Origin of the sequence: Pseudomonas sp. FG-3G (assembly GCF_901007645.1) — a bacterium.
Taxonomy (GTDB): domain Bacteria; phylum Pseudomonadota; class Gammaproteobacteria; order Pseudomonadales; family Pseudomonadaceae; genus Aquipseudomonas; species Aquipseudomonas rhizophila.
In genome coordinates, this window is the sequence record NZ_CAAKGZ010000003.1 from 33,358 (window position 1) to 53,797 (window position 20,440).

The window sequence follows — 20,440 nt, forward strand, 5'->3', positions numbered from 1 at the left end:
CGTGCTTAGTGCACCAGCATGCCGGTGAACCAGTAGGCCTGGGCCAAGGTGATCAAGCCCACGATCGTTGCAAAGAATAGGCTGTGTTTCAGGGTGAAACGGAACAGATCCGATTCCTTGCCCACCAGGCCGGTCGCAGCGCAGGCCACGGCAATGGACTGTGGCGAAATCATCTTGCCGGTCACGCCGCCACTGGTATTGGCTGCGACCAGTAATGTGTCGTTGACGCCGATCTGGTGCGCGGTGGTGGCTTGCAGTGAGCCGAACAGCGCGTTGGACGAGGTATCGGAACCGGTCAGGAATACTCCCAGCCACCCCAGGAAGGGCGAGAAGAACGGAAACGCCGCGCCCGTGCCGGCCAATACCAGGGCCATGGTGGACGACATGCCCGAGAAGTTGGTGACGAAGGCGAACGCCAACACCATGCCAATGGACAGGATAGGCCAACGCAGCTCGTAGAAGGTTTCTTTTAAAGTGGTAAGACCAGTTCTGAGGTTGATCTTCAGCACCAGCATCGAGATCAATGCGGAAAAGAAAATCGCCGTGCCGGTGGCGGAAATCGGATCAAGTTTGAAGATCGCCGGGATGGCTGTTGGATTGGTCACGATCGGCGCGACCTTGATCACCATCTGATCCAGGTGCGGGATGGCGAAATTGAACACCCAGCCGTACATCGATCCGCCCGGGGCGAACATCGCCTTGAACGGTTTGAGCGTCCAGATCGTCACCAGCACGGTGAGGATCAGGAACGGTGACCAGGCCTTGAGGATTTCTCCCAGGCTGTAAGGGGACGCCACGGTGCTGCGTGGCTGGCCGAAACCGCCGACGCTGGCGGTAATGGTTGCGCTGGAGGTGGCGCCGGCAATCTGGGCACCTGCGGTGCGTTTTGGCTGCCAGATTTTCAGGAACAGAGTCAGGGAAACCAGGCTGGCCAGGGCAGATGTGATGTCCGGCAGTTCCGGGCCGATGAAGTTGGAGGTGAAGTATTGGGTGATGGCGAAGCTCAAGCCTGCCACCAGCGCCGCCGGCCAGGTTTCCCGAACGCCGCGCAGGCCATCCATCATGAACACCAGCCAGAACGGTACAAACAGCGACAGCAATGGCAATTGACGGCCCGTCATGGCGCCGATCTTGAACGCGTCGATCCCGGTGACCTGGCCGGCCACGATAATCGGAATGCCCAGGGCGCCGAAGGCCACGGGGGCGGTGTTGGCGATCAAGCAAAGGCCGGCGGCGTACAGGGGATTGAAGCCCAGGCCGACCAGCAGCGCCGCGGTAATCGCTACCGGCGCGCCGAAGCCGGCGGCACCTTCCAGAAATGCCCCGAAGCAAAAGCCGATCAACAGCACCTGCAGGCGCTGGTCATCGGTGATCGACAGCACCGAGCTGCGGATCACTTCGAACTGGCCGCTCTTGACGGTCAGTTTGTACAGAAACACCGCCGCGACGATGATCCAGGCGATAGGCCACAGGCCATAGGCAAAACCATAACCGGCAGCAGCGAACGCCATGTCCGCCGGCATTTGAAACGCGAAGATCGCCACGGCAATCGCCAAGGCCAGGGTGATGCTGCCGGCCACATGTCCCTTGAGGCGAAACACCGCAAGGGCCAGGAAGAAAAATACGATGGGGATGACGGCCGCAAGTGCGGACAAGCCGAGGCTGCCGAGCGGGCTGTAGAGCTGTTGCCAGGTTTGCATAGTGGGTGGGCCCCTAATTGTTGTTGGTCAGGCACTGGTCAGCGTTTTTGGATAATTGGTAAGACCAATTTACAAGCGCTGTCGGCTAGGGTAAAAGCCTTGGTTGTCGCATGTCAATTTGCCGCTCTGAAACTTTCGTCGAATGAGTGCGGCCGATGGCATCTGATCTGTGGGTCGAAGTGGCTTGTGGAGGGTGTCGGCGGGGCGCGGATAGGCGAGAATAGAGAGCCCGGCGAGCCGTCGGGATCGTGGAGAGTCGAGTTATGGGGTTTGATCAGATTCGTCAGCGCCGTTTGTCTGACGATATTGTCGAGCGGCTTGAAGGAATGATCCTTGAAGGCACGCTGAAGTCCGGCGAACGCCTGCCCGCCGAGCGTGCCTTGGCCGAGCAGTTCGGTGTGTCACGCCCTTCGTTGCGCGAAGCGATTCAGAAACTGGCGGCCAAGGGTTTGCTGGTCAGCCGCCAGGGCGGCGGCAACTATGTGGTGGAGTCGCTGGGCTCAACCTTCAGTGATCCCCTGTTGCAGTTGTTGGAAAGCAATCCTGAAGCGCAACGTGATTTGCTGGAGTTTCGTCATACGCTGGAAGCTTCCTGCGCTTACTACGCGGCACAGCGGGCCACGGACGTGGACCGCGAGCGACTGACGGCTGCGTTCGAGGAGCTTCAGGATTGCTATTCACGCCATGAAAATGTGAGTCGGGCTGAGGAGGGCGCGGCGGATGCGCGGTTTCACCTGGCCATCGCCGAAGCCAGTCACAATGCAGTGTTGCTGCATACGATTCGGGGTCTGTTCGATCTGCTCAGGCGCAACGTCGTCACCAACATTGGCGGCATGTACAAACAGCGCAGCGAAACCCGAGACATGCTGATCAGTCAGCATCGGGAGTTGTACCAGGCCATTATGGGCGGGCACGCCGAGCAGGCGCGGGAAGTCTCCAGCCGGCATATTCTGTATGTGCAGGAGGTGTTGGAAGAGGTGCGTCAGGAAGTGCAGCGGGTGGCGCGGGCAGAGCGGCGCAAGGGGATGTAGTCAGTGGGTTCTATAGTGATTGGACCCCTGTGGGAGCGAGCCTGCTCGCGAAAGCGGTCTGTCTGACACATCAAGGTTGCATGTGCCTCCGTCATCGCGAGCAGGCTCGCTCCCACATTGGATCTTCAGCGAACGCATAACCCAGGCGAAAGAATCAGTCTTCCTTGCCCTTGTTGCGTACCGCGCGTTGCAGCTCGCGACCGGCGTCGCGTTCGCGCTCGGTATCACGCTTGTCGTATTCCTTCTTGCCTTTGCCCAGTGCAATTTCGCATTTGATCAAATGCTTGCTCCAGTACAACGACGTGCAGACGCAGGCATAGCCTTTTTGCTGCACGGACGCGAAGAGCTTTTCCAGCTCGCGCTTGTTGAGCAGCAGCTTGCGCGAGCGTGTCGGATCGGCGATCACGTGGGTGCTGGCGGTGGTCAGGGGCGTGATATGGCTGCCCAGCAGCCAGGCCTCGCCGTCCTTGAGCAGCACATAACTGTCGACCAGTTGCGCCTTGCCTGCACGTAAGCTCTTTACTTCCCAGCCGGCCAGGACCATGCCAGCCTCGAAACGTTGTTCGATGAAGTAGTCGTGTCGCGCTTTTTTATTTTGCGCGATGGTCCCTGTGGGGTGTTTCTTCTGTTTAGCCATAGGGGCGGCATTATAGGCAGTTGCGGGCGTGTCGGCTACGGTGAAGCTACGTGCTTGAGCAGGTTGAATGAATCCCGGACAATGCGGCCTCTTTTTCGAACGCTTGGGCGTGATCACGATGTCGACAGACAAGGTTTCTGTCCACGGCAGTTGGGCTAGCCGCTGGGTCTTCATATTTGCCGCAACCGGTTCGGCCGTGGGGTTGGGCAGTATCTGGAAATTTCCCTACATGGTCGGCGTCTATGGTGGCGGTGCCTTTGTATTGATGTTTCTGGCGTGTATCGCGCTCATCGGCGCGCCGGTGATGCTGGCCGAAACCCTCATCGGTCGTCGCGCCCGGCAAAGCCCGGCCAATGCCCTGAAGGTGCTGGCAGTGGAGGCCGGGCACTCGGCCAAGTGGTCGTGGGGCGCGTTTGCCGGAATGATCACGGCGCTGCTGATCCTGTCTTTCTACAGTGTGGTCGGCGGTTGGTCGCTGGACTACATCATCGATATGGGGCGTGGGGACTTTCAGGGGGTGACACCCGATCAGGTCGGCGCCTACTTTGGTGATGTGATCTCCGATCCCTGGCGGCTGACACTTTGGCATACGATTTTCATGCTGCTTTCTGCGGTAGTGATTGCCCGCGGGGTGGTTGCGGGGCTTGAGCGCAGCCTGCGAATAATGATGCCGCTGCTGTTCGTGATGATCCTGGTATTGCTGGGCTACAGCATGACCACCGGGCACTTCATGGAAGGCGTTCACTTCATGTTCGATTTCCAGCCGGAGAAAGTCATGGATGGCCTGCTGCCGGCCATGGGGCATGCGTTTTTCTCCCTGAGCGTGGGGGTGGGCTCGATCATGATCTATGGCGCCTACATGCCCAAGAGTGCCTCGCTGACCAAGACCGTTGTAGGTGTCGCGCTGCTGGATACCTTTGTATCGTTGCTGGCCGGGCTGGCGTTGTTTCCGATTGTTTTCGCCGCCGGCCTGAACCCCAGCGAAGGGCCGGGGCTGATGTTCGTCAGCCTGCCATTCGCTTTCGGCAACATGGCATTTGGTCAATTCATGGGGGTGGTATTTTTTCTCCTGGTGGCCATTGCTGCCTGGAGTTCGGCCATTTCCCTGCTGGAACCCATGGTCGCTTATCTGGTGGAGCGAACCCGGCTCAGTCGCGCCTGGGTGACGTTCTGGCTGGCCTTTACCTGTTGGTTCGTTGGCCTGGGGACGGTGTTTTCCTTCAATATATGGAAGCAAGCGAAGTTTTTCGTGAACGAAGGCGGGATGTTCCATCTCTACCAGTGGGGAGCAACCGGAGGGCTGGATTTCTTCGGCGTGATTGATTTCTTCACATCACGGATCATGCTGCCGCTGGGTGGTTTGTGTTTCGTGGTGTTTGCAGGATGGGTCATGGGGCGTGAGGCGGTGCGTGACGAATTGTCGTTGCGCAGCCCTGTACTGTTTACCTTGAGCCTGTTCTTGATGCGCTATGTAGCGCCCATCGGCATTCTTGTAGTGTTTGCCGCCCAGCTGTGGAAGTGACGCTTACATGACGACACATATTCAACGCTCGGCCTTGCTGCCCTATCCGGCGCAGGCGTTGTACGACCTGGTCAACGATGTGGCAAGTTACCCGCAATTTTTGCCTTGGTGCTCGTCCGCCGAAGTGCTCGAAAGCTCTGAAGCCCATATGCGCGCCAGGCTCAATGTCGCCAAGGGCGGATTGAGCCAGCACTTTGTCACGCGCAACACCCTGGTGCCTGGACAGTCCATTGAAATGAACCTGGAAGAGGGGCCTTTCAATCAGCTCCACGGCGTCTGGGTGTTCAAGGCGCTGGGAGAGAAGGCCTGCAAGATCAGCCTGGATCTGTCGTTCGACTATGCAGGTCCGTTGGTGCGAGCCACGCTGGGGCCGTTGTTCAATCAGGCGGCCAATACCCTGGTCGACGCGTTCTGCCAGCGCGCCAAGCAAAACGCCGAGCTTGCCCGTTGATTGAGCTGGAAGTGGTGTATGCCGGCGTCGATCGTCAGGTCTTGCGCGTATTTTCCGTGCCGGAAGGCACCAATGTTCGGGCGGCATTAGAGGCGTCCGGCATTGCTGCTGAGTTTCCGCAACTGGATCTGGCCACTTGCCCGGTGGGGATTTTTGGCAAGGTGGTTGCCGATCCGGATCGCCAGGTGGTGCAGGCGGCTGATCGACTTGAAATTTATCGACCGTTATTGGCAGATCCAAAAGAGATTCGGCGGCTGCGCGCCGCCAAGGCCGCCCAGGCGCGCCAAGCTGATCAATAGTCAGCTCTGAATTGCAGGCAATAAAAAACCCGGTAAGCCGGGTTTTTTATTGAGCAATTTATTGCGGCGAAGTATCCAGTGGTTCTGGCGTCGGGACCGGTACGGTCTCGACGTTGTCCACGTCCTTCTGGATCTGATCGAGCAACGAGCCTGGCTTGACCGGTTTTTCCGGTTTCGGCTGCTCGGCATTCTGGGTTGGGTCGGTCACCGTAGTGCCGCTGTCCTGGCCCATAATGGCCTCGTCGCGGCTCACGCCGGGCATGAAATCGCCAGACAGGCTGACAAGTTGGTCATTGGCGTTGAAGATAACGCTGATGCGTTCCTGTTGGCGTTCACCACCACCTGGTTGCAGGCTGTACAAATAATCCCAGCGATCGGCATGGAACGTGTCGGTCAGCAGAGGGTTGCCCATGATAAACCGTACTTGCCGACGGGTCATTCCCGGGCGTAACTGGTCTATCATGTCCTGCGTGACGACATTGCCCTGCTGGATGTCGATTTTGTAAACCCCGGGGAATGAACAACCGGCGAGTGCGAGCAGTCCCACAAAGGTGAAACTGGTTAGCAAGAGCTTGGTGTTTTGCATCGGTGGGCGACTTCCACTATCTTGGCTGGGACAACGTAAACGCCGATCATACCCGCATTAAGAGAAGCTGCGAAGCAGCATCGCGAGAAAGCTGACCATGGTTGAAAATAGCGAACTACGCAAAGCCGGCCTCAAAGTGACCCTGCCACGGGTCAAAATTCTGCAGATGCTCGATTCCGCCGAGCAACGCCACATGAGTGCCGAGGATGTCTACAAGGCGCTTATGGAAGCTGGCGAGGACGTCGGTCTGGCCACGGTTTACCGTGTCCTGACTCAGTTCGAGGCGGCGGGGCTGGTGGCTCGTCACAATTTCGATGGCGGTCATGCGGTCTTTGAATTGGCCGATGGGGAACATCACGACCACATGGTGGACGTGGAAACCCGTGAGGTCGTCGAATTCACTTGTCCGGCAATCGAAAAGCGCCAAAAGGAAATTGCTGAAGAGCATGGCTTCGAGTTGATCGATCACCATCTCGTCTTGCATGTGCGCAAGAGAAAGCCGGTTTAAAAGCTGTTGAAACGCAAAAAGGCGACCCCAGGGTCGCCTTTTTGCGTTTGGGCTGTTCAGATTTTTGCCGCGACGACCATTTTTTTCGCGTGAGCCAGGGACTCCTTGGTGAGGTCGATGCCGCCCAGCATCCGTGCCACTTCTTCCACGCGCTCGTTCTTGTTCAGCTTGGACACGGCGGTGCGAGTGGCGTCCTCGTCACGCACCTTGTGCACAAATAAATGCTGGTGTCCTTGGGCTGCGACCTGGGGCAGGTGAGTCACTGTCAGCACCTGGCCGCGCTCCCCGAGTCGACGCAGCAACTGGCCGACAATTTCCGCCGTAGGGCCGCCAATACCCACGTCCACTTCGTCGAATACCAGCGTCGGCACACGCGAGGTCTGTGCGGTGATGACCTGGATGGCCAGGCTGATGCGTGACAACTCGCCGCCGGAGGCGACTTTGGCCAGGGCCTTGAGCGGTTGGCCAGGGTTGGCGCTGACCAGCAACTCCACCTGCTCCAGCCCGTTGGGCTGAAGCTCGTCCCCCGCGTTGGGGTGCAGCTCGATGGTGAAGCGCCCGCCGGGCATGCCCAGGCGCTGGATTTCCTGCTCAACGGCACTGGCCAGCCCGGTCGCGGCCTGCTGACGCAGCTCACTGAGCTCCCTGGCTTTTTCCTGATAATGACGGGCATAGGACGCCAGTTCGTCTCCCAGGCGCTCAATGGATTCGTCGTTAGCGTTCAGGGTTTCCAGCTCTTCAAGCAGGCGTTGCTGCAGTTCGGCGACATCGGTTGGCTGAACGCGGTGCTTGCGCGCCAGCGTATAGATAGTGTCCAGGCGTTCTTCCAGATATTGCAGGCGCGCCGGGTCGGCGTCGAAATGATCCAGAAACCGGTTCAGCTCCCCGACGGCCTCCTCGACCTGGATCTGTGCGCTCGTGAGCAGATTGGTCGCTTCGCTCAGGGCACCTACCGAATTGTTGACGCTGGACAGCCGGTTCAGGCTGGCGGTCAGCGCATTGAGCACGTTCCCCGAGTCGCTTTCACTGCATTGCTCGACCACTTGCCGGCAAATGCCCAGCAGCGTTTCGGCATTGGTGAGGTTCTTGTGTTCCTGTTCCAGTTCCGCCAGCTCGTTTTCACCCAGGGCCAGGTTCTCCAGCTCTTCGAGCTGATAACTCAGCAACTGGTGGCGGGCACGTTGTTCGTCGCCGGAGTTGGAGAGGCGATCCAGTTCCTGGCGGGTCTGGCGCCACCGCTGGGCGGCCAGTTGAACCTGGCGGGCCAGATCGGTGGCGCCGGCGTATTCGTCGAGCAGGCGGCGATGGGTCTCGGTCTTGAGCAGGGACTGGTGTTCATGCTGGCTGTGAATGTCGATCAGCAGCTCGCCCAGGGCCTTGAGGTCGCCGAGGGGGCAGGGCGTACCGTTGATGTAACCCCGGGAGCGGCCTTCGGCGGTGATGACCCGGCGCAATATGCACAGGCCGTCGGTATCCAGGTCACGCTCCGCCAGCCAGGCGCTGGCCTCGGGGATGTCGATCAGGTCGAAGGTGGCCAGGATGTCGGCCTTGTCCGCACCGGGGCGTACCACGCCGCTGTCGGCGCGATCGCCCAGCGTCAGGCCCAGGGCGTCGAGCATGATCGATTTGCCGGCACCGGTTTCACCGGTGATCACGCTCATGCCTCGATCGAGTTCGAGGTCGAGGTGTTCGACGATGGCGTAGTTGTGTACGGACAGGTGCACCAGCATAAAGGCCGCTCCCAGGCTTAGGTCTGGTTATTTATACAGTGTTTTGTTTCGGCCTGACAATGCCTTCGCTTAGCTCGATTTGCTTGGGTGGATGACTTTCTTAGTGCCGGGAGGAATGAATATGCAGGGGGTTTTTGTAAGGTTAATTCGTCGGACCGCCCTTGAAGCTGAAAAACACGGCCCCATATACCGGGGCAGAAGCGCGAGTCGAGCTCGCGGACGAAGTTGAAAGGAGAAATCTATGGCTGACGAACAGACGCAGGACACGCAAAATCTAGACGCCAATCAGGCTCCCCAGGATTCGGGTGACGACCTGGCGGCACGTGTACAAGTGCTCGAAGAGCAACTGGCCGGTGCGCAGGATCAGGCGCTGCGTGTAGCCGCCGACCTGCAGAATGTCCGCCGTCGCGCCGAGCAAGATGTTGAAAAAGCTCATAAATTCGCCCTGGAGCGGTTCGCAGGCGACCTGTTGCCGATCATCGACAGTCTGGAGCGCGGCCTGGAGCTGTCCAATCCGGACGACGAAAACATTCGTCCGATGCGTGAAGGTATCGAGCTGACCCTGAAGATGTTCCAGGACACGCTCAAGCGCTATCAGCTTGAAGCCATTGATCCGCATGGCGAGCCCTTCAATGCCGAGCACCATCAGGCCATGGCGATGCAGGAAAGTGCGGACGTCGAGCCCAACAGCGTATTGAAGGTTTTCCAGAAGGGCTACCTGCTCAACGGTCGCTTGCTGCGCCCGGCCATGGTTGTGGTCAGCAAGACGCCGGCGCCGGTTTCGCCTTCTATTGATGAGCAGGCTTGAAATTTAGCGCAGCGGCCCCATTTAGAAGTCAAGCGTTTAAGTGCTACCGCAGTTAGCCACCACTGCTGCGGCAACAAAATCCAAGTTCCGGGAGAGTTAACATGGGCAAGATTATCGGTATCGACCTGGGGACCACCAACTCGTGCGTCTCCGTGCTGGAAAACGGCAAGGCCAAAGTAATTGAAAACGCTGAGGGCGCGCGTACTACGCCGTCGATCATCGCGTACGCCAACGATGGCGAAATTCTGGTTGGCCAGTCGGCCAAGCGTCAGGCAGTGACCAATCCGCATAACACCCTCTACGCGGTGAAGCGTCTGATCGGTCGCAAGTTCGACGAAGAAGTCGTTCAGAAAGACATCAAGATGGTGCCTTACAAAATCGCCAAGGCTGACAACGGCGACGCCTGGGTTGAAGTGAACGGCCAGAAAATGGCGCCGCCACAGATCTCGGCGGAAATCCTGAAGAAAATGAAGAAAACCGCCGAAGACTATCTCGGCGAAGCGGTGACCGAAGCGGTCATCACTGTTCCGGCCTACTTCAACGACAGCCAGCGTCAGGCGACCAAAGACGCCGGCCGCATCGCGGGCCTGGACGTCAAGCGCATCATCAACGAACCAACCGCGGCCGCTCTGGCTTACGGTATGGACAAGGCCAAGGGCGATCACACCGTGATCGTTTATGACCTGGGTGGCGGTACCTTCGACGTCTCCGTGATCGAGATCGCTGAAGTCGATGGTGAGCACCAGTTCGAAGTACTGGCCACCAACGGTGACACCTTCCTCGGTGGTGAGGACTTCGACATTCGTCTGATCGACTACCTCGTCGACGAATTCAAGAAAGAAAGCGGCATGAACCTCAAGGGTGACCCGCTGGCCATGCAGCGTCTGAAAGAAGCTGCCGAAAAAGCCAAGATCGAGCTGTCCTCGAGCCAGTCGACCGACGTGAACCTGCCGTACATCACTGCAGATGCCACGGGGCCGAAGCACCTGAACGTGAAAATCTCCCGCGCCAAGCTCGAAGCGCTGGTGGAAGACCTGGTTCAGCGCACCATCGAACCTTGCCGCATTGCAATGAAGGACGCCGGTATCGACGTTGGCTCGATCAACGACGTGATCCTGGTCGGCGGCCAGACCCGTATGCCGCTGGTTCAGAAGCTGGTAACCGATTTCTTCGGTAAAGAAGCGCGTAAAGACGTGAACCCGGACGAAGCCGTTGCCATGGGTGCCGCCATCCAGGGTGCTGTTCTGGCCGGTGACGTGAAAGACGTTCTGCTGCTCGACGTCAGCCCGCTGACCCTGGGTATCGAAACCATGGGTGGCGTGATGACTGCGCTGATCGAGAAAAACACTACGATTCCTACCAAGAAATCCCAAGTGTTCTCGACCGCCGATGACAACCAGAACGCCGTGACCATTCACGTGCTGCAGGGTGAGCGCAAGCAAGCCGCGCAGAACAAGTCCCTGGGCAAGTTCGACCTGGCCGAGATTCCGCCAGCTCCACGTGGCGTGCCACAAATCGAAGTGACCTTCGACATCGACGCCAACGGCATCCTGCACGTTGGTGCGAAAGACAAGGCCACCGGCAAGACCCAGTCGATCGTGATCAAGGCCAACTCCGGTCTGTCCGAGGAAGAAATTCAGCAGATGGTTCGCGATGCTGAAGTCAACGCCGAAGAAGACCGCAAGTTCGAAGAGCTGGCCAGTGCCCGCAACCAGGGTGATGCCCTGGTGCACTCGACTCGCAAGATGGTCGCTGATGCTGGCGATAAAGTGACCGCTGAAGAGAAAACTGCCATCGAGGCAGCTGTGGTTGCTCTTGAAGCGGCTGTCAAAGGTGACGACAAGGCGGCCATCGAGGCGAAGATCGAAGAACTGTCCAAGGTCTCCGCTCCAGTGGCTCAGAAGATGTACGCCGAGCAGGCTCAGCCGGCTGAAGGCGCAGCGCAGCAAGGCGAGTCGGCCGAAAAAGCCGATGATGTCGTTGATGCCGAGTTCGAAGAAGTGAAAGACCACAAGTAATCGCTTGTTGGTCGGCCGGTTGACTGCATTTGTGCGGTGACTGGTAGGATGTCGCCGCGCGGGAGCTTGCTCCCGCGTTGGCGTGTCTGGAGTCAGTGAATTTTTACAGCATGCGACAGCGTTCGGATGCTGGCGGCGTGATCGGGAATGCTCCTGCTTTCCGAGCGAGAGACGCCGCGTTTTGGCCGGTTCCCTGGCTGAAAGATGTGGGTTTGTACGGAAAGTCGCACTTTTCGTTCAAGGCCCAAGACCAGGATCGTTGAATTGACGTGAGTTGGGTCCGGGCCTGTATTGGGGCTCAACGAGTTTGGCAAGGTTCAGGAGAGGTTTGCCGGACGTCCTATAAGAGTGCAAAGACTAATGGCAAAGCGTGACTATTACGAAGTATTGGGTGTCGAGCGTGGTTCAAGCGACGCGGACCTGAAAAAGGCCTACCGTCGTCTGGCAATGAAGCACCACCCGGACCGTAATCCCGACGACAAAGCGTCGGAAGAGTTGTTCAAGGAAGCCAATGAGGCTTACGAAGTACTGTCCGATTCCAGCAAGCGTGCGGCTTACGACCAGTACGGTCATGCCGGTGTCGACCCGAGCATGGGCGGCGGCGGTGCCGGTTTTGGCGGGCAGAACTTCTCCGATATTTTTGGCGACGTGTTCAGCGACTTCTTCGGTGGCGGTCGCGGTGGTGCTCGTGGCGGCGCCCAGCGCGGCAGCGATTTGCGCTACACGCTGGAGTTGAACCTGGAAGAGGCGGTGCGCGGTACCACCGTCAACATCCGCGTTCCCACGCTGGTCAATTGCAAGCCGTGTGACGGGTCGGGCGCCAAGAAGGGCTCCTCGCCCGTCACCTGTCCGACTTGCGGCGGCATCGGTCAGGTGCGCATGCAACAGGGTTTCTTCTCTGTGCAGCAGACCTGTCCGCGTTGCCATGGCCAGGGCAAGATCATTTCCGATCCGTGCGATTCCTGCCACGGCGAAGGGCGCGTCGAAGAGTACAAGACGCTGTCGGTGAAAGTGCCGGCCGGTGTCGATACTGGTGACCGCATCCGTTTGTCTGGCGAAGGCGAGGCGGGTGCCCAGGGCGGTCCGACTGGCGACCTGTACGTGGTCATCAACGTGCGTGAGCACGCGATCTTCCAGCGCGACGGCAAGCATCTGTTCTGCGAGGTGCCGATCAGTTTCGTCGATGCGGCCTTGGGCGGTGAGCTTGAGATCCCGACCCTCGATGGTCGCGTGAAGCTGAAAATCCCCGAGGGCACGCAAACCGGCAAGCAATTCCGGATTCGCGGCAAGGGTGTTGCGCCGGTACGTGGCGGCGGTGCGGGTGACCTGATGTGCCGTGTTGCGGTGGAGACTCCGGTCAATCTGAGTCGGCGTCAGCGCGAATTGCTGGAAGAGTTCCGCAGCTCGCTGGCGGACGATAACAGCCACTCCCCGAAAACCACCGGTTGGTTCGAAGGCGTGAAGCGCTTCTTCGGCGATCTGTAAGGAGCTCGCATGCGACGTATAGCTGTGATGGGCGCTGCCGGGCGCATGGGCAAGGCGTTGGTCGAGGCGGTGCAGCAGCGCTCGCCGCTCTCGGGTCTGACAGCCGCTATCGTCCGGCCCGACAGTACGCTGGTCGGTGCTGATGCGGGCGAGCTGGCCTCCCTGGGGCGTATCGGGGTGCCGATGTCCGGTGGCCTGGAAAAGGTCTTGGATGAGTTCGATGTCCTGATCGATTTCACCCTGCCGCAAGTGATGCTGAAAAATCTGGCCATTTGCCGCAAGCATGGCAAGGCCATGGTCATTGGCACGACCGGGCTGGATGCTGCGCAAAAGCAGTTACTGGCCGAGGCTGGCAACGATATTCCGATCGTTTTTGCGGCGAACTTCAGCGTGGGTGTGAATCTGTCGTTGAAGCTGCTGGAGATGACGGCTCGGGTTCTGGGTGACGATGCGGATATCGAAATCATCGAGGCTCACCACCGGCACAAGATCGACGCGCCTTCGGGCACGGCCCTGCGCATGGGCGAAGTGATTGCCGATACCTTGGGTCGCGATCTGCAGAAGGTGGCCGTCTACGGACGCGAAGGGCATACCGGTGCCCGTGAGCGCGACACCATCGGTTTCGCCACGGTTCGTGGTGGTGATGTGGTGGGGGATCACACCGTGCTGTTCGCCACAGAGGGCGAGCGTCTGGAGATCACTCACAAGGCGTCAAGCCGCATGACCTTCGCCAAGGGTGCGGTGCGTGCCGCGTTGTGGCTGGATGGCCGCCCGGCTGGTCTGTACGACATGCAGGATGTTCTCGACCTGCGTTGATGTTTCGGTGTGCTGTCTGGCAAACCTTTTGCCAGACGCAGCGCCAGAAAGCGGGGTTCAGGTTATACTGAGCCCCGTTTTACACCGCCTCGCGACGACCTGTCGCATTCCCCTGCCTTTAAGGCTCATTAGCGGTGGACCAAAAAAGCCTTTTTCTGTAAGCTACAGCTTTAGTGTGTCCACTAAAAGCGCGCAGAATAATTCAGTGAACAAGCGGGGTGACGTGTCCATACGTCACTCCGCTTTTTTACAACCTGCGATCGCCCTTTCAGGCTTTATTTACGGGAGGTCTTCTTGACTAAGCCAGCCATACTCGCCCTTGCTGATGGCAGCATTTTTCGCGGCGAAGCCATTGGAGCCGACGGCCAGACCGTTGGTGAGGTGGTGTTTAACACCGCAATGACCGGCTATCAGGAAATTCTTACCGATCCTTCCTACGCCCAGCAAATCGTTACTTTGACTTACCCGCACATCGGCAACACCGGCACCACGCCGCAAGATGCCGAGTCCGATCGTGTCTGGTCCGCTGGCCTGGTCATCCGTGATCTGCCGCTGGTAGCGAGCAACTGGCGTAACACCATGTCCCTGTCCGACTACCTGAAAGCCAACAACGTTGTGGCAATCGCCGGTATCGACACCCGTCGCCTGACCCGCATCCTCCGCGAGAAGGGCGCGCAGAACGGCTGCATCATGGCCGGTGACAACATCACCGAAGAAGCCGCCATCGCCGCTGCCCAGGGCTTCCCTGGCCTTAAAGGCATGGATCTGGCGAAAGTCGTCAGCACCAAGAAGCAGTATGAGTGGCGTTCCACGGTCTGGGACTTGAAAACCGACAGCCACGCGACGATCGAGGCTTCCGAGCTGCCGTACCACGTGGTTGCGTACGACTACGGCGTCAAGCTGAACATCCTGCGCATGCTCGTGGAGCGTGGTTGCCGCGTGACCGTGGTGCCGGCGCAAACCCCGGCGGCAGATGTCCTGGCCCTCAATCCTGACGGCGTGTTCCTGTCCAACGGCCCGGGTGACCCCGAGCCTTGCGACTACGCTATCCAGGCGATCAAGGACGTGCTGGAAACCGAGATCCCGGTGTTCGGCATCTGCCTCGGTCATCAGTTGCTGGCCCTCGCTTCGGGCGCCAAGACCTTGAAGATGGGTCACGGCCACCACGGCGCCAACCACCCGGTCCAGGACCTGGATACTGGCGTGGTGATGATCACCAGTCAGAACCACGGCTTTGCGGTGGATGAGGCGACCCTGCCGGCAAACGTGCGGGCGATCCACAAGTCGCTGTTCGACGGCACGCTGCAAGGCATCGAGCGTACCGACAAGAGCGCATTCAGCTTCCAGGGCCACCCTGAAGCGAGCCCTGGCCCGAACGATGTAGCGCCGCTGTTCGATCGCTTCATCACCGAGATGGCCAAGCGACGCTGACCGCGTGAAGCCTGAGGGCGGCCCCGAAACCGGTGGTCCCCTTGGGCGCTGCAAAGATTGTTCGACGGCCTAGCCGACTGACCTGCGGATTTGAGTGACAAACCCATGCCAAAACGTACAGACATAAAAAGCATCCTGATTCTCGGCGCTGGCCCGATCGTGATCGGCCAGGCCTGCGAATTCGACTACTCCGGCGCCCAGGCCTGTAAAGCCCTGCGCGAAGAGGGCTATCGCGTCATCCTGGTGAACTCCAACCCGGCCACCATCATGACCGACCCGGCCATGGCCGACGCCACCTACATCGAGCCGATCAAGTGGCAGACCGTTGCCAAGATCATCGAGAAGGAGCGCCCGGACGCACTGCTGCCGACCATGGGTGGCCAGACTGCATTGAACTGCGCCCTGGACCTGGAACGTGAAGGCGTCCTGGAGAAGTTCGGTGTGGAAATGATTGGCGCCAACGCCGACACCATCGACAAGGCCGAAGACCGTTCGCGCTTCGACAAGGCGATGAAATCCATCGGCCTGGACTGCCCACGCTCGGGCATCGCCCACAGCATGGAAGAAGCCAACGCCGTCCTGGAACGCCTCGGCTTCCCGTGCATCATCCGTCCGTCCTTCACCATGGGCGGCACCGGTGGCGGCATCGCTTACAACCGTGAAGAATTCGAAGAAATCTGTGCCCGTGGTCTGGATCTGTCGCCGACCAAAGAGCTGCTGATCGACGAATCCCTGATCGGCTGGAAAGAATATGAAATGGAAGTTGTCCGCGACAAGAAGGACAACTGCATCATCGTCTGCTCCATCGAAAACTTCGACCCGATGGGTGTGCACACCGGTGACTCCATCACCGTCGCACCCGCCCAGACGCTGACTGACAAGGAATACCAGATCCTGCGTAACGCCTCCCTGGCGGTACTGCGCGAGATCGGCGTGGAAACCGGCGGCTCCAACGTCCAGTTCGGCATCTGCCCGAACACCGGTCGCATGGTGGTCATCGAGATGAACCCGCGGGTATCCCGTTCCTCGGCCCTGGCCTCGAAAGCCACCGGCTTCCCGATCGCCAAGGTCGCGGCCAAACTGGCTGTGGGTTACACCCTGGACGAACTGTCGAACGACATCACCGGTGGCAAGACCCCGGCGTCTTTCGAGCCGTCCATCGACTACGTCGTCACCAAGCTGCCACGTTTCGCCTTCGAGAAATTCGCCAAGGCCGACGCCCGCCTGACCACTCAGATGAAGTCGGTCGGTGAAGTCATGGCCATCGGCCGGACCTTCCAGGAATCCCTGCAGAAGGCTCTTCGCGGTCTGGAAGTAGGTGTTTGCGGCCTCGATCCGAAGCTGGACCTGAGCCACCCGGACGCCATGAGCGAGCTCAAGCGTGAGCTGACCGTGCCGGGCGCCGAGCGGATCTGGTACGTGGCGGACGCCTTCCGTGCCGGCATGACCGTCGAGCAGATCTTCGGCATGAACATGATCGACCCTTGGTTCCTGGTGCAGATCGAAGATCTGATCAAGGAAGAAGAGAAGGTCAAGACCCTGGGCATGTCCAGCATTGACCACGACACGATGTTCCGCCTCAAGCGCAAGGGCTTCTCCGACATGCGCCTGGCAAAACTGCTGGGTGTGACCGAGAAGAGCCTGCGCAGTCATCGTCACAAGCTTGAAGTGTTCCCGGTCTACAAGCGCGTGGACACTTGCGCCGCCGAATTCGCCACCGACACTGCTTACCTGTACTCCACGTACGAGGAAGAGTGTGAAGCCGCGCCGTCGACGCGTGACAAGATCATGATCCTGGGTGGCGGTCCTAACCGGATCGGCCAAGGCATCGAGTTCGACTACTGCTGCGTGCACGCGGCACTGGCCCTGCGCGACGACGGGTACGAGACCATCATGGTCAACTGCAACCCGGAAACCGTGTCCACCGACTACGACACCTCTGATCGCCTGTATTTCGAACCAGTGACCCTGGAAGACGTGCTGGAAATCGTCCGTGTCGAGAAGCCAAAAGGCGTGATCGTCCAGTACGGTGGCCAGACCCCTCTGAAACTGGCGCGTGCCCTTGAAGCGGCCGGTGTGCCGATCATCGGGACCAGCCCGGATGCCATCGACCGCGCCGAAGACCGTGAGCGCTTCCAGCAGATGGTTGAGCGTCTGAACCTGCGTCAGCCGCCTAACGCTACCGTGCGCAGCGAAGACGAAGCGATTCGCGCCGCCGCCAAGATCGGTTACCCGCTGGTGGTGCGGCCGTCCTATGTACTGGGCGGTCGGGCGATGGAAATCGTTTACCAGGAAGACGAACTCAAGCGCTACCTGCGCGAAGCGGTTCAGGTGTCCAACGACAGCCCGGTGCTGCTGGACCACTTCCTCAACTGCGCCATCGAAATGGACGTGGATGCGGTCTGTGACGGCAAGGACGTGGTGATCGGCGCGATCATGCAGCACATCGAGCAGGCCGGTGTTCACTCCGGTGACTCCGCTTGTTCGCTGCCGCCTTATTCGTTGCCGGCCCACATCCAGGACGAAATGCGCGAGCAGGTCAAGAAAATGGCCCTGGAGCTGGGCGTGGTCGGCCTGATGAACGTGCAACTGGCCCTGCAGGGCGAGGACATCTACGTCATCGAAGTCAACCCGCGCGCGTCCCGTACCGTACCGTTCGTCTCCAAGTGCATCGGTGTGTCCCTGGCGATGATCGCTGCACGGGTCATGGCCGGTAAGACCCTGAAAGAGCTGAACTTCACCAAGGAAATCATTCCGAACTTCTACAGCGTCAAAGAAGCGGTGTTCCCGTTCGCCAAGTTCCCTGGTGTGGACCCGATCCTCGGCCCTGAAATGAAGTCCACCGGCGAAGTCATGGGCGTGGGCGATACCTTCGGCGAAGCTTTTGCCAAGGCCCAGATGGGCGCCAGCGAAGTTCTGCCAACTGGCGGCACGGCGTTCATCAGCGTGCGTGATGACGACAAGCCGCTGGTTGCAGGCGTGGCCCGTGATCTGATCAACTTGGGCTTCGAAGTGGTCGCCACAGCCGGTACCGCCAAGCTGATCGAGGCGGCTGGCTTGAAGGTGCGCCGCGTGAACAAGGTGACCGAGGGGCGTCCGCACGTGGTCGACATGATCAAGAATGACGAAGTCACGCTGATCATCAACACCACCGAAGGTCGCCAGTCGATCGCCGATTCGTATTCCATTCGTCGCAACGCGCTGCAGCACAAGATCTACTGCACCACGACCATTGCTGCGGGCGAAGCTATCTGCGAAGCGCTCAAGTTCGGTCCCGAGAAGACCGTGCGTCGCTTGCAGGATCTACATGCAGGATTGAAGGCATGAGCATAACCAAGTACCCGATGACGGTTCAGGGCGCGAAGGCCCTGGAAGAAGAACACGCTTTCCTGACCAAGGTCGAGCGTCCGCGCTTGAGCCAGGCGATTGGCGAAGCGCGTGAGCTGGGCGATCTCAAGGAAAACGCCGAATACCACGCTGCCCGCGAGGAGCAGGGTATGGTCGAGGCGCGAGTCCGTGATATCGAAGGTCGCATGCAGAATGCCGTGATCATCGATGTCACGACGATCCCGCACACTGGCAAGGTCATTTTCGGCACCACAGTGGAAATCGCCAACGTTGAGACTGATGAAAGCGTCACTTACCAGATCGTTGGTGAGGACGAGGCGGACATCAAGCTTGGCAAGATTTCCGTCGGCTCCCCCATTGCTCGTGCCTTGATTGCCAAGGAAGAGGGCGATGTAGTGGTTGTGAAGACGCCGGGTGGTGTCATCGAGTATGAGATTGTCGAAGTCCGTCACATCTGAGCGAAGGCGTCCGCTGCGAGCCGGCGCCATGATCTGGCAGCTCACCCAGATGTTGTGGGTGGGCGGCGTCTGGTTGTTGCACGTCGGTTTGCTGCCGGTGCTGGGTCGAATCGGCCTGGCACCGCTGCTCATCGATGAAATCGCAGCTATGCTGACGTCGCTTCTGGTGGGTTTTTCCTCGGCATGCGTAGTGTTTCAGGCTTTGGTGCTGGTTCAGGCCGAGGGCCTTGACAGTCTATGGCGCGACATTCGTGGGCAGTTGCTGCTCATGTCGTTGTATGCGTGCGGGATGTTTCTTGCTGTACGTCTCGGCTGGCCGGATGCGAGCCTGTGGCAGGTATTCAGCTACCTGGTGCTGGGTTTTTCCGGGTTGGTGCTGGTGTTGCAACCGGTACCCGGATGGAGCAGCAGGGTGCGCGAAGCACACCCTTGACCCTTTGGCATTACTTGAAGCGGTGAACGTTCGACAGTTGCTTGTTGACGCTGAAATTCTTGCGATAAATCAGTGCCATCTTGCCGATGACCTGCACCAGGTCTGCCTTGCCGGTCTTGCACAGTTCGGCAACGGCAGCCAGGCGGGCTTCGCGATCGAGAATATTGAGCTTGATCTTGATAAGCTCATGATCGCCCAAGGCGCGTTCCAGCTCAGCTAGAACACCTTCAGTCAAACCGTTGTCAGCCACAGTCAAAACCGGTTTCAGATGGTGGCCAATGGATTTGTATTGTTTCTTCTGCTCTTGAGTGAGCGGCATAATCTGACCCCTGCGTCTGATCTTGTAAAAAGCGGCGGCCAGTTTACCCGAGCGAGTCCGGGACCGCCCAGTTAATCACGACCCGTTTTATTTTTTAGAGGTGGCCCGTGGCCCGTTCCAAGACTAGCCAGAACTGGCTCAGAGAGCATTTCAACGATCCGTACGTCAAAATGGCGCAAAAAGACGGCTATCGTTCTCGTGCCAGCTATAAATTGCTCGAAATCCAGGAAAAGGATCGTCTGATCCGCCCTGGCATGACCGTGATCGACCTTGGCGCCGCGCCGGGGGGGTGGTCTCAGGTGACCAGTCGTCTGATCGGCGGTCAGGGGCGATTGATTGCTTCCGACATCCTGGAAATGGACAGCATCCCCGACGTGACCTTCATCCAGGGCGATTTCACCGAAGACGCCGTGCTGGCGCAGATTCTCGAGGCTGTCGGAAATACGCAGGTTGACCTTGTGATTTCCGATATGGCCCCCAATATGAGTGGATTGGCGGCTGTCGACATGCCTCGAGCAATGTTCCTCAGCGAGCTGGCCCTGGATCTTGCCGGGCGGGTGTTGCGCCCAGGTGGTGATTTTTTGATCAAGGTCTTCCAGGGTGAAGGTTTTGATGAGTACCACAAGGGGATGCGCAAGCTGTTCGACAAAGTGCAGATGCGCAAGCCATTGTCGTCGCGCGATCGCTCTCGTGAGCAGTATCTGCTGGCGCGGGGCTTCCGGGGAATTGAAGGCGCAGCCAGTGATGAGCGTCTTTGATAAAGGCCGATAGTTTTTTTTGTCTCGCCTTGCAAGAGCCGTGTTACGAAAATTACGCGGTCAGAGTTTCACAAAGGGTTACAGACGGCGCCTGCCAGAGTC

The 20,440-nt window shown here is 59.1% G+C and carries 19 protein-coding genes; 14 read left to right on the forward strand and 5 right to left on the reverse strand.

The features are described from left to right. Positions 1 to 5: 5 nt before the first annotated feature. Positions 6 to 1,700, reverse strand: a complete 1,695-nt coding sequence (locus PSEUDOMOFG3G_RS02005; protein WP_107321858.1) for a lactate permease LctP family transporter — start codon at positions 1,698 to 1,700, stop codon at positions 6 to 8. A 263-nt stretch (positions 1,701 to 1,963) separates the two neighbouring features. Here PSEUDOMOFG3G_RS02005 and PSEUDOMOFG3G_RS02010 point away from each other — a divergent pair, with 263 nt between their 5' ends. Beyond that, the gene (locus PSEUDOMOFG3G_RS02010; protein ID WP_047229074.1) at positions 1,964 to 2,731 is read left to right on the forward strand and encodes an FCD domain-containing protein; all 768 of its coding nucleotides are present in this window, start codon (positions 1,964 to 1,966) and stop codon (positions 2,729 to 2,731) included. A 154-nt stretch (positions 2,732 to 2,885) separates the two neighbouring features. Here the strand turns inward: PSEUDOMOFG3G_RS02010 and smpB are convergent, their stop codons facing one another. Further along, the gene (smpB, locus tag PSEUDOMOFG3G_RS02015; RefSeq protein ID WP_047229073.1) at positions 2,886 to 3,368 is read right to left on the reverse strand and encodes an SsrA-binding protein SmpB; all 483 of its coding nucleotides are present in this window, start codon (positions 3,366 to 3,368) and stop codon (positions 2,886 to 2,888) included. 118 nt (positions 3,369 to 3,486) lie between these two features. Between smpB and PSEUDOMOFG3G_RS02020 the strand changes: the two genes are divergently transcribed. Genes PSEUDOMOFG3G_RS02020 through PSEUDOMOFG3G_RS02030 form a run of 3 tightly spaced genes read left to right on the forward strand, consistent with a single transcriptional unit; the run spans position 3,487 to position 5,640 of the window. Continuing rightward, positions 3,487 to 4,890, forward strand: coding sequence for a sodium-dependent transporter (locus tag PSEUDOMOFG3G_RS02020; protein WP_047229088.1), 1,404 nt, complete (start codon positions 3,487 to 3,489; stop codon positions 4,888 to 4,890). Between the two features lie 7 nt (positions 4,891 to 4,897). Next, entirely contained in the window at positions 4,898 to 5,341 is a 444-nt protein-coding gene (locus PSEUDOMOFG3G_RS02025) for a type II toxin-antitoxin system RatA family toxin (protein WP_047229072.1), read from the forward strand. Beyond that, a complete protein-coding gene (locus tag PSEUDOMOFG3G_RS02030) occupies positions 5,338 to 5,640 on the forward strand; it encodes an RnfH family protein (RefSeq protein WP_139049104.1) in 303 nt (100 codons plus the stop codon). Before PSEUDOMOFG3G_RS02025 ends, PSEUDOMOFG3G_RS02030 begins: the two co-directional genes overlap by 4 nt. 58 nt (positions 5,641 to 5,698) lie before the next feature. Here the strand turns inward: PSEUDOMOFG3G_RS02030 and PSEUDOMOFG3G_RS02035 are convergent, their stop codons facing one another. Continuing rightward, complete coding sequence (locus PSEUDOMOFG3G_RS02035) at positions 5,699 to 6,226, reverse strand: outer membrane protein assembly factor BamE (protein ID WP_047229070.1); 528 nt, start codon at positions 6,224 to 6,226, stop codon at positions 5,699 to 5,701. A 97-nt stretch (positions 6,227 to 6,323) separates the two neighbouring features. Between PSEUDOMOFG3G_RS02035 and fur the strand changes: the two genes are divergently transcribed. Beyond that, on the forward strand, positions 6,324 to 6,734 hold the full coding sequence (gene fur, locus PSEUDOMOFG3G_RS02040; protein ID WP_076383526.1) for a ferric iron uptake transcriptional regulator: 411 nt from the start codon (positions 6,324 to 6,326) through the stop codon (positions 6,732 to 6,734). A gap of 56 nt (positions 6,735 to 6,790) precedes the next feature. On the opposite strand, the gene recN is transcribed toward fur, so the two are convergent. Continuing rightward, the gene (recN, locus tag PSEUDOMOFG3G_RS02045) at positions 6,791 to 8,464 is read right to left on the reverse strand and encodes a DNA repair protein RecN (RefSeq protein ID WP_047229068.1); all 1,674 of its coding nucleotides are present in this window, start codon (positions 8,462 to 8,464) and stop codon (positions 6,791 to 6,793) included. A gap of 241 nt (positions 8,465 to 8,705) precedes the next feature. Between recN and grpE the strand changes: the two genes are divergently transcribed. From grpE to PSEUDOMOFG3G_RS02085, 8 genes are all read left to right on the forward strand, one after another. After that, complete coding sequence (gene grpE / locus PSEUDOMOFG3G_RS02050) at positions 8,706 to 9,272, forward strand: nucleotide exchange factor GrpE (RefSeq protein WP_076383527.1); 567 nt, start codon at positions 8,706 to 8,708, stop codon at positions 9,270 to 9,272. Between the two features lie 101 nt (positions 9,273 to 9,373). Further along, positions 9,374 to 11,290: a molecular chaperone DnaK gene (gene dnaK / locus PSEUDOMOFG3G_RS02055; protein ID WP_047229066.1), complete on the forward strand. Its 1,917-nt coding sequence runs from the start codon at positions 9,374 to 9,376 to the stop codon at positions 11,288 to 11,290. A gap of 360 nt (positions 11,291 to 11,650) precedes the next feature. Then, a complete protein-coding gene (gene dnaJ, locus PSEUDOMOFG3G_RS02060) occupies positions 11,651 to 12,775 on the forward strand; it encodes a molecular chaperone DnaJ (RefSeq protein WP_047229065.1) in 1,125 nt (374 codons plus the stop codon). 9 nt (positions 12,776 to 12,784) lie between these two features. Beyond that, positions 12,785 to 13,591 (forward strand): 4-hydroxy-tetrahydrodipicolinate reductase, encoded by an 807-nt coding sequence (gene dapB, locus PSEUDOMOFG3G_RS02065; protein ID WP_107321860.1) that lies wholly within the window; start codon positions 12,785 to 12,787, stop codon positions 13,589 to 13,591. Positions 13,592 to 13,885: 294 nt separating this feature from the next. Next, positions 13,886 to 15,022, forward strand: coding sequence for a glutamine-hydrolyzing carbamoyl-phosphate synthase small subunit (gene carA / locus PSEUDOMOFG3G_RS02070; RefSeq protein ID WP_047229063.1), 1,137 nt, complete (start codon positions 13,886 to 13,888; stop codon positions 15,020 to 15,022). 105 nt (positions 15,023 to 15,127) lie between these two features. After that, the gene (carB, locus tag PSEUDOMOFG3G_RS02075) at positions 15,128 to 18,349 is read left to right on the forward strand and encodes a carbamoyl-phosphate synthase large subunit (RefSeq protein ID WP_047229062.1); all 3,222 of its coding nucleotides are present in this window, start codon (positions 15,128 to 15,130) and stop codon (positions 18,347 to 18,349) included. A 2-nt stretch (positions 18,350 to 18,351) separates the two neighbouring features. Further along, on the forward strand, positions 18,352 to 18,828 hold the full coding sequence (greA, locus tag PSEUDOMOFG3G_RS02080) for a transcription elongation factor GreA (RefSeq protein WP_027911987.1): 477 nt from the start codon (positions 18,352 to 18,354) through the stop codon (positions 18,826 to 18,828). Positions 18,829 to 18,856: 28 nt separating this feature from the next. Continuing rightward, positions 18,857 to 19,261 carry a hypothetical protein gene (locus PSEUDOMOFG3G_RS02085; protein ID WP_047229061.1) on the forward strand — a complete coding sequence of 135 codons (405 nt, stop codon included), beginning with the start codon at positions 18,857 to 18,859 and terminating at the stop codon, positions 19,259 to 19,261. A 10-nt stretch (positions 19,262 to 19,271) separates the two neighbouring features. On the opposite strand, the gene PSEUDOMOFG3G_RS02090 is transcribed toward PSEUDOMOFG3G_RS02085, so the two are convergent. Continuing rightward, positions 19,272 to 19,580, reverse strand: a complete 309-nt coding sequence (locus PSEUDOMOFG3G_RS02090) for a YhbY family RNA-binding protein (protein ID WP_003177852.1) — start codon at positions 19,578 to 19,580, stop codon at positions 19,272 to 19,274. A 107-nt stretch (positions 19,581 to 19,687) separates the two neighbouring features. Here PSEUDOMOFG3G_RS02090 and rlmE point away from each other — a divergent pair, with 107 nt between their 5' ends. Continuing rightward, positions 19,688 to 20,338 (forward strand): 23S rRNA (uridine(2552)-2'-O)-methyltransferase RlmE, encoded by a 651-nt coding sequence (rlmE, locus tag PSEUDOMOFG3G_RS02095; protein WP_047229060.1) that lies wholly within the window; start codon positions 19,688 to 19,690, stop codon positions 20,336 to 20,338. The last annotated feature ends 102 nt before the right edge of the window (positions 20,339 to 20,440 follow it).

Coding starts and splice junctions, on each gene's coding strand:
- PSEUDOMOFG3G_RS02010 (WP_047229074.1), top strand. CDS start 1,964: ATGGGGTTTGATCAGATTCGTCAGCGCCGTTTGTCTGACGATATTGTC.
- PSEUDOMOFG3G_RS02035 (WP_047229070.1), bottom strand. CDS start 6,226: ATGCAAAACACCAAGCTCTTGCTAACCAGTTTCACCTTTGTGGGACTG.
- PSEUDOMOFG3G_RS02005 (WP_107321858.1), bottom strand. CDS start 1,700: ATGCAAACCTGGCAACAGCTCTACAGCCCGCTCGGCAGCCTCGGCTTG.
- carB (WP_047229062.1), top strand. CDS start 15,128: ATGCCAAAACGTACAGACATAAAAAGCATCCTGATTCTCGGCGCTGGC.
- dnaJ (WP_047229065.1), top strand. CDS start 11,651: ATGGCAAAGCGTGACTATTACGAAGTATTGGGTGTCGAGCGTGGTTCA.
- fur (WP_076383526.1), top strand. CDS start 6,324: ATGGTTGAAAATAGCGAACTACGCAAAGCCGGCCTCAAAGTGACCCTG.
- recN (WP_047229068.1), bottom strand. CDS start 8,464: ATGCTGGTGCACCTGTCCGTACACAACTACGCCATCGTCGAACACCTC.
- PSEUDOMOFG3G_RS02090 (WP_003177852.1), bottom strand. CDS start 19,580: ATGCCGCTCACTCAAGAGCAGAAGAAACAATACAAATCCATTGGCCAC.
- PSEUDOMOFG3G_RS02020 (WP_047229088.1), top strand. CDS start 3,487: ATGTCGACAGACAAGGTTTCTGTCCACGGCAGTTGGGCTAGCCGCTGG.
- dapB (WP_107321860.1), top strand. CDS start 12,785: ATGCGACGTATAGCTGTGATGGGCGCTGCCGGGCGCATGGGCAAGGCG.
- PSEUDOMOFG3G_RS02025 (WP_047229072.1), top strand. CDS start 4,898: ATGACGACACATATTCAACGCTCGGCCTTGCTGCCCTATCCGGCGCAG.
- grpE (WP_076383527.1), top strand. CDS start 8,706: ATGGCTGACGAACAGACGCAGGACACGCAAAATCTAGACGCCAATCAG.
- PSEUDOMOFG3G_RS02085 (WP_047229061.1), top strand. CDS start 18,857: ATGATCTGGCAGCTCACCCAGATGTTGTGGGTGGGCGGCGTCTGGTTG.
- dnaK (WP_047229066.1), top strand. CDS start 9,374: ATGGGCAAGATTATCGGTATCGACCTGGGGACCACCAACTCGTGCGTC.
- smpB (WP_047229073.1), bottom strand. CDS start 3,368: ATGGCTAAACAGAAGAAACACCCCACAGGGACCATCGCGCAAAATAAA.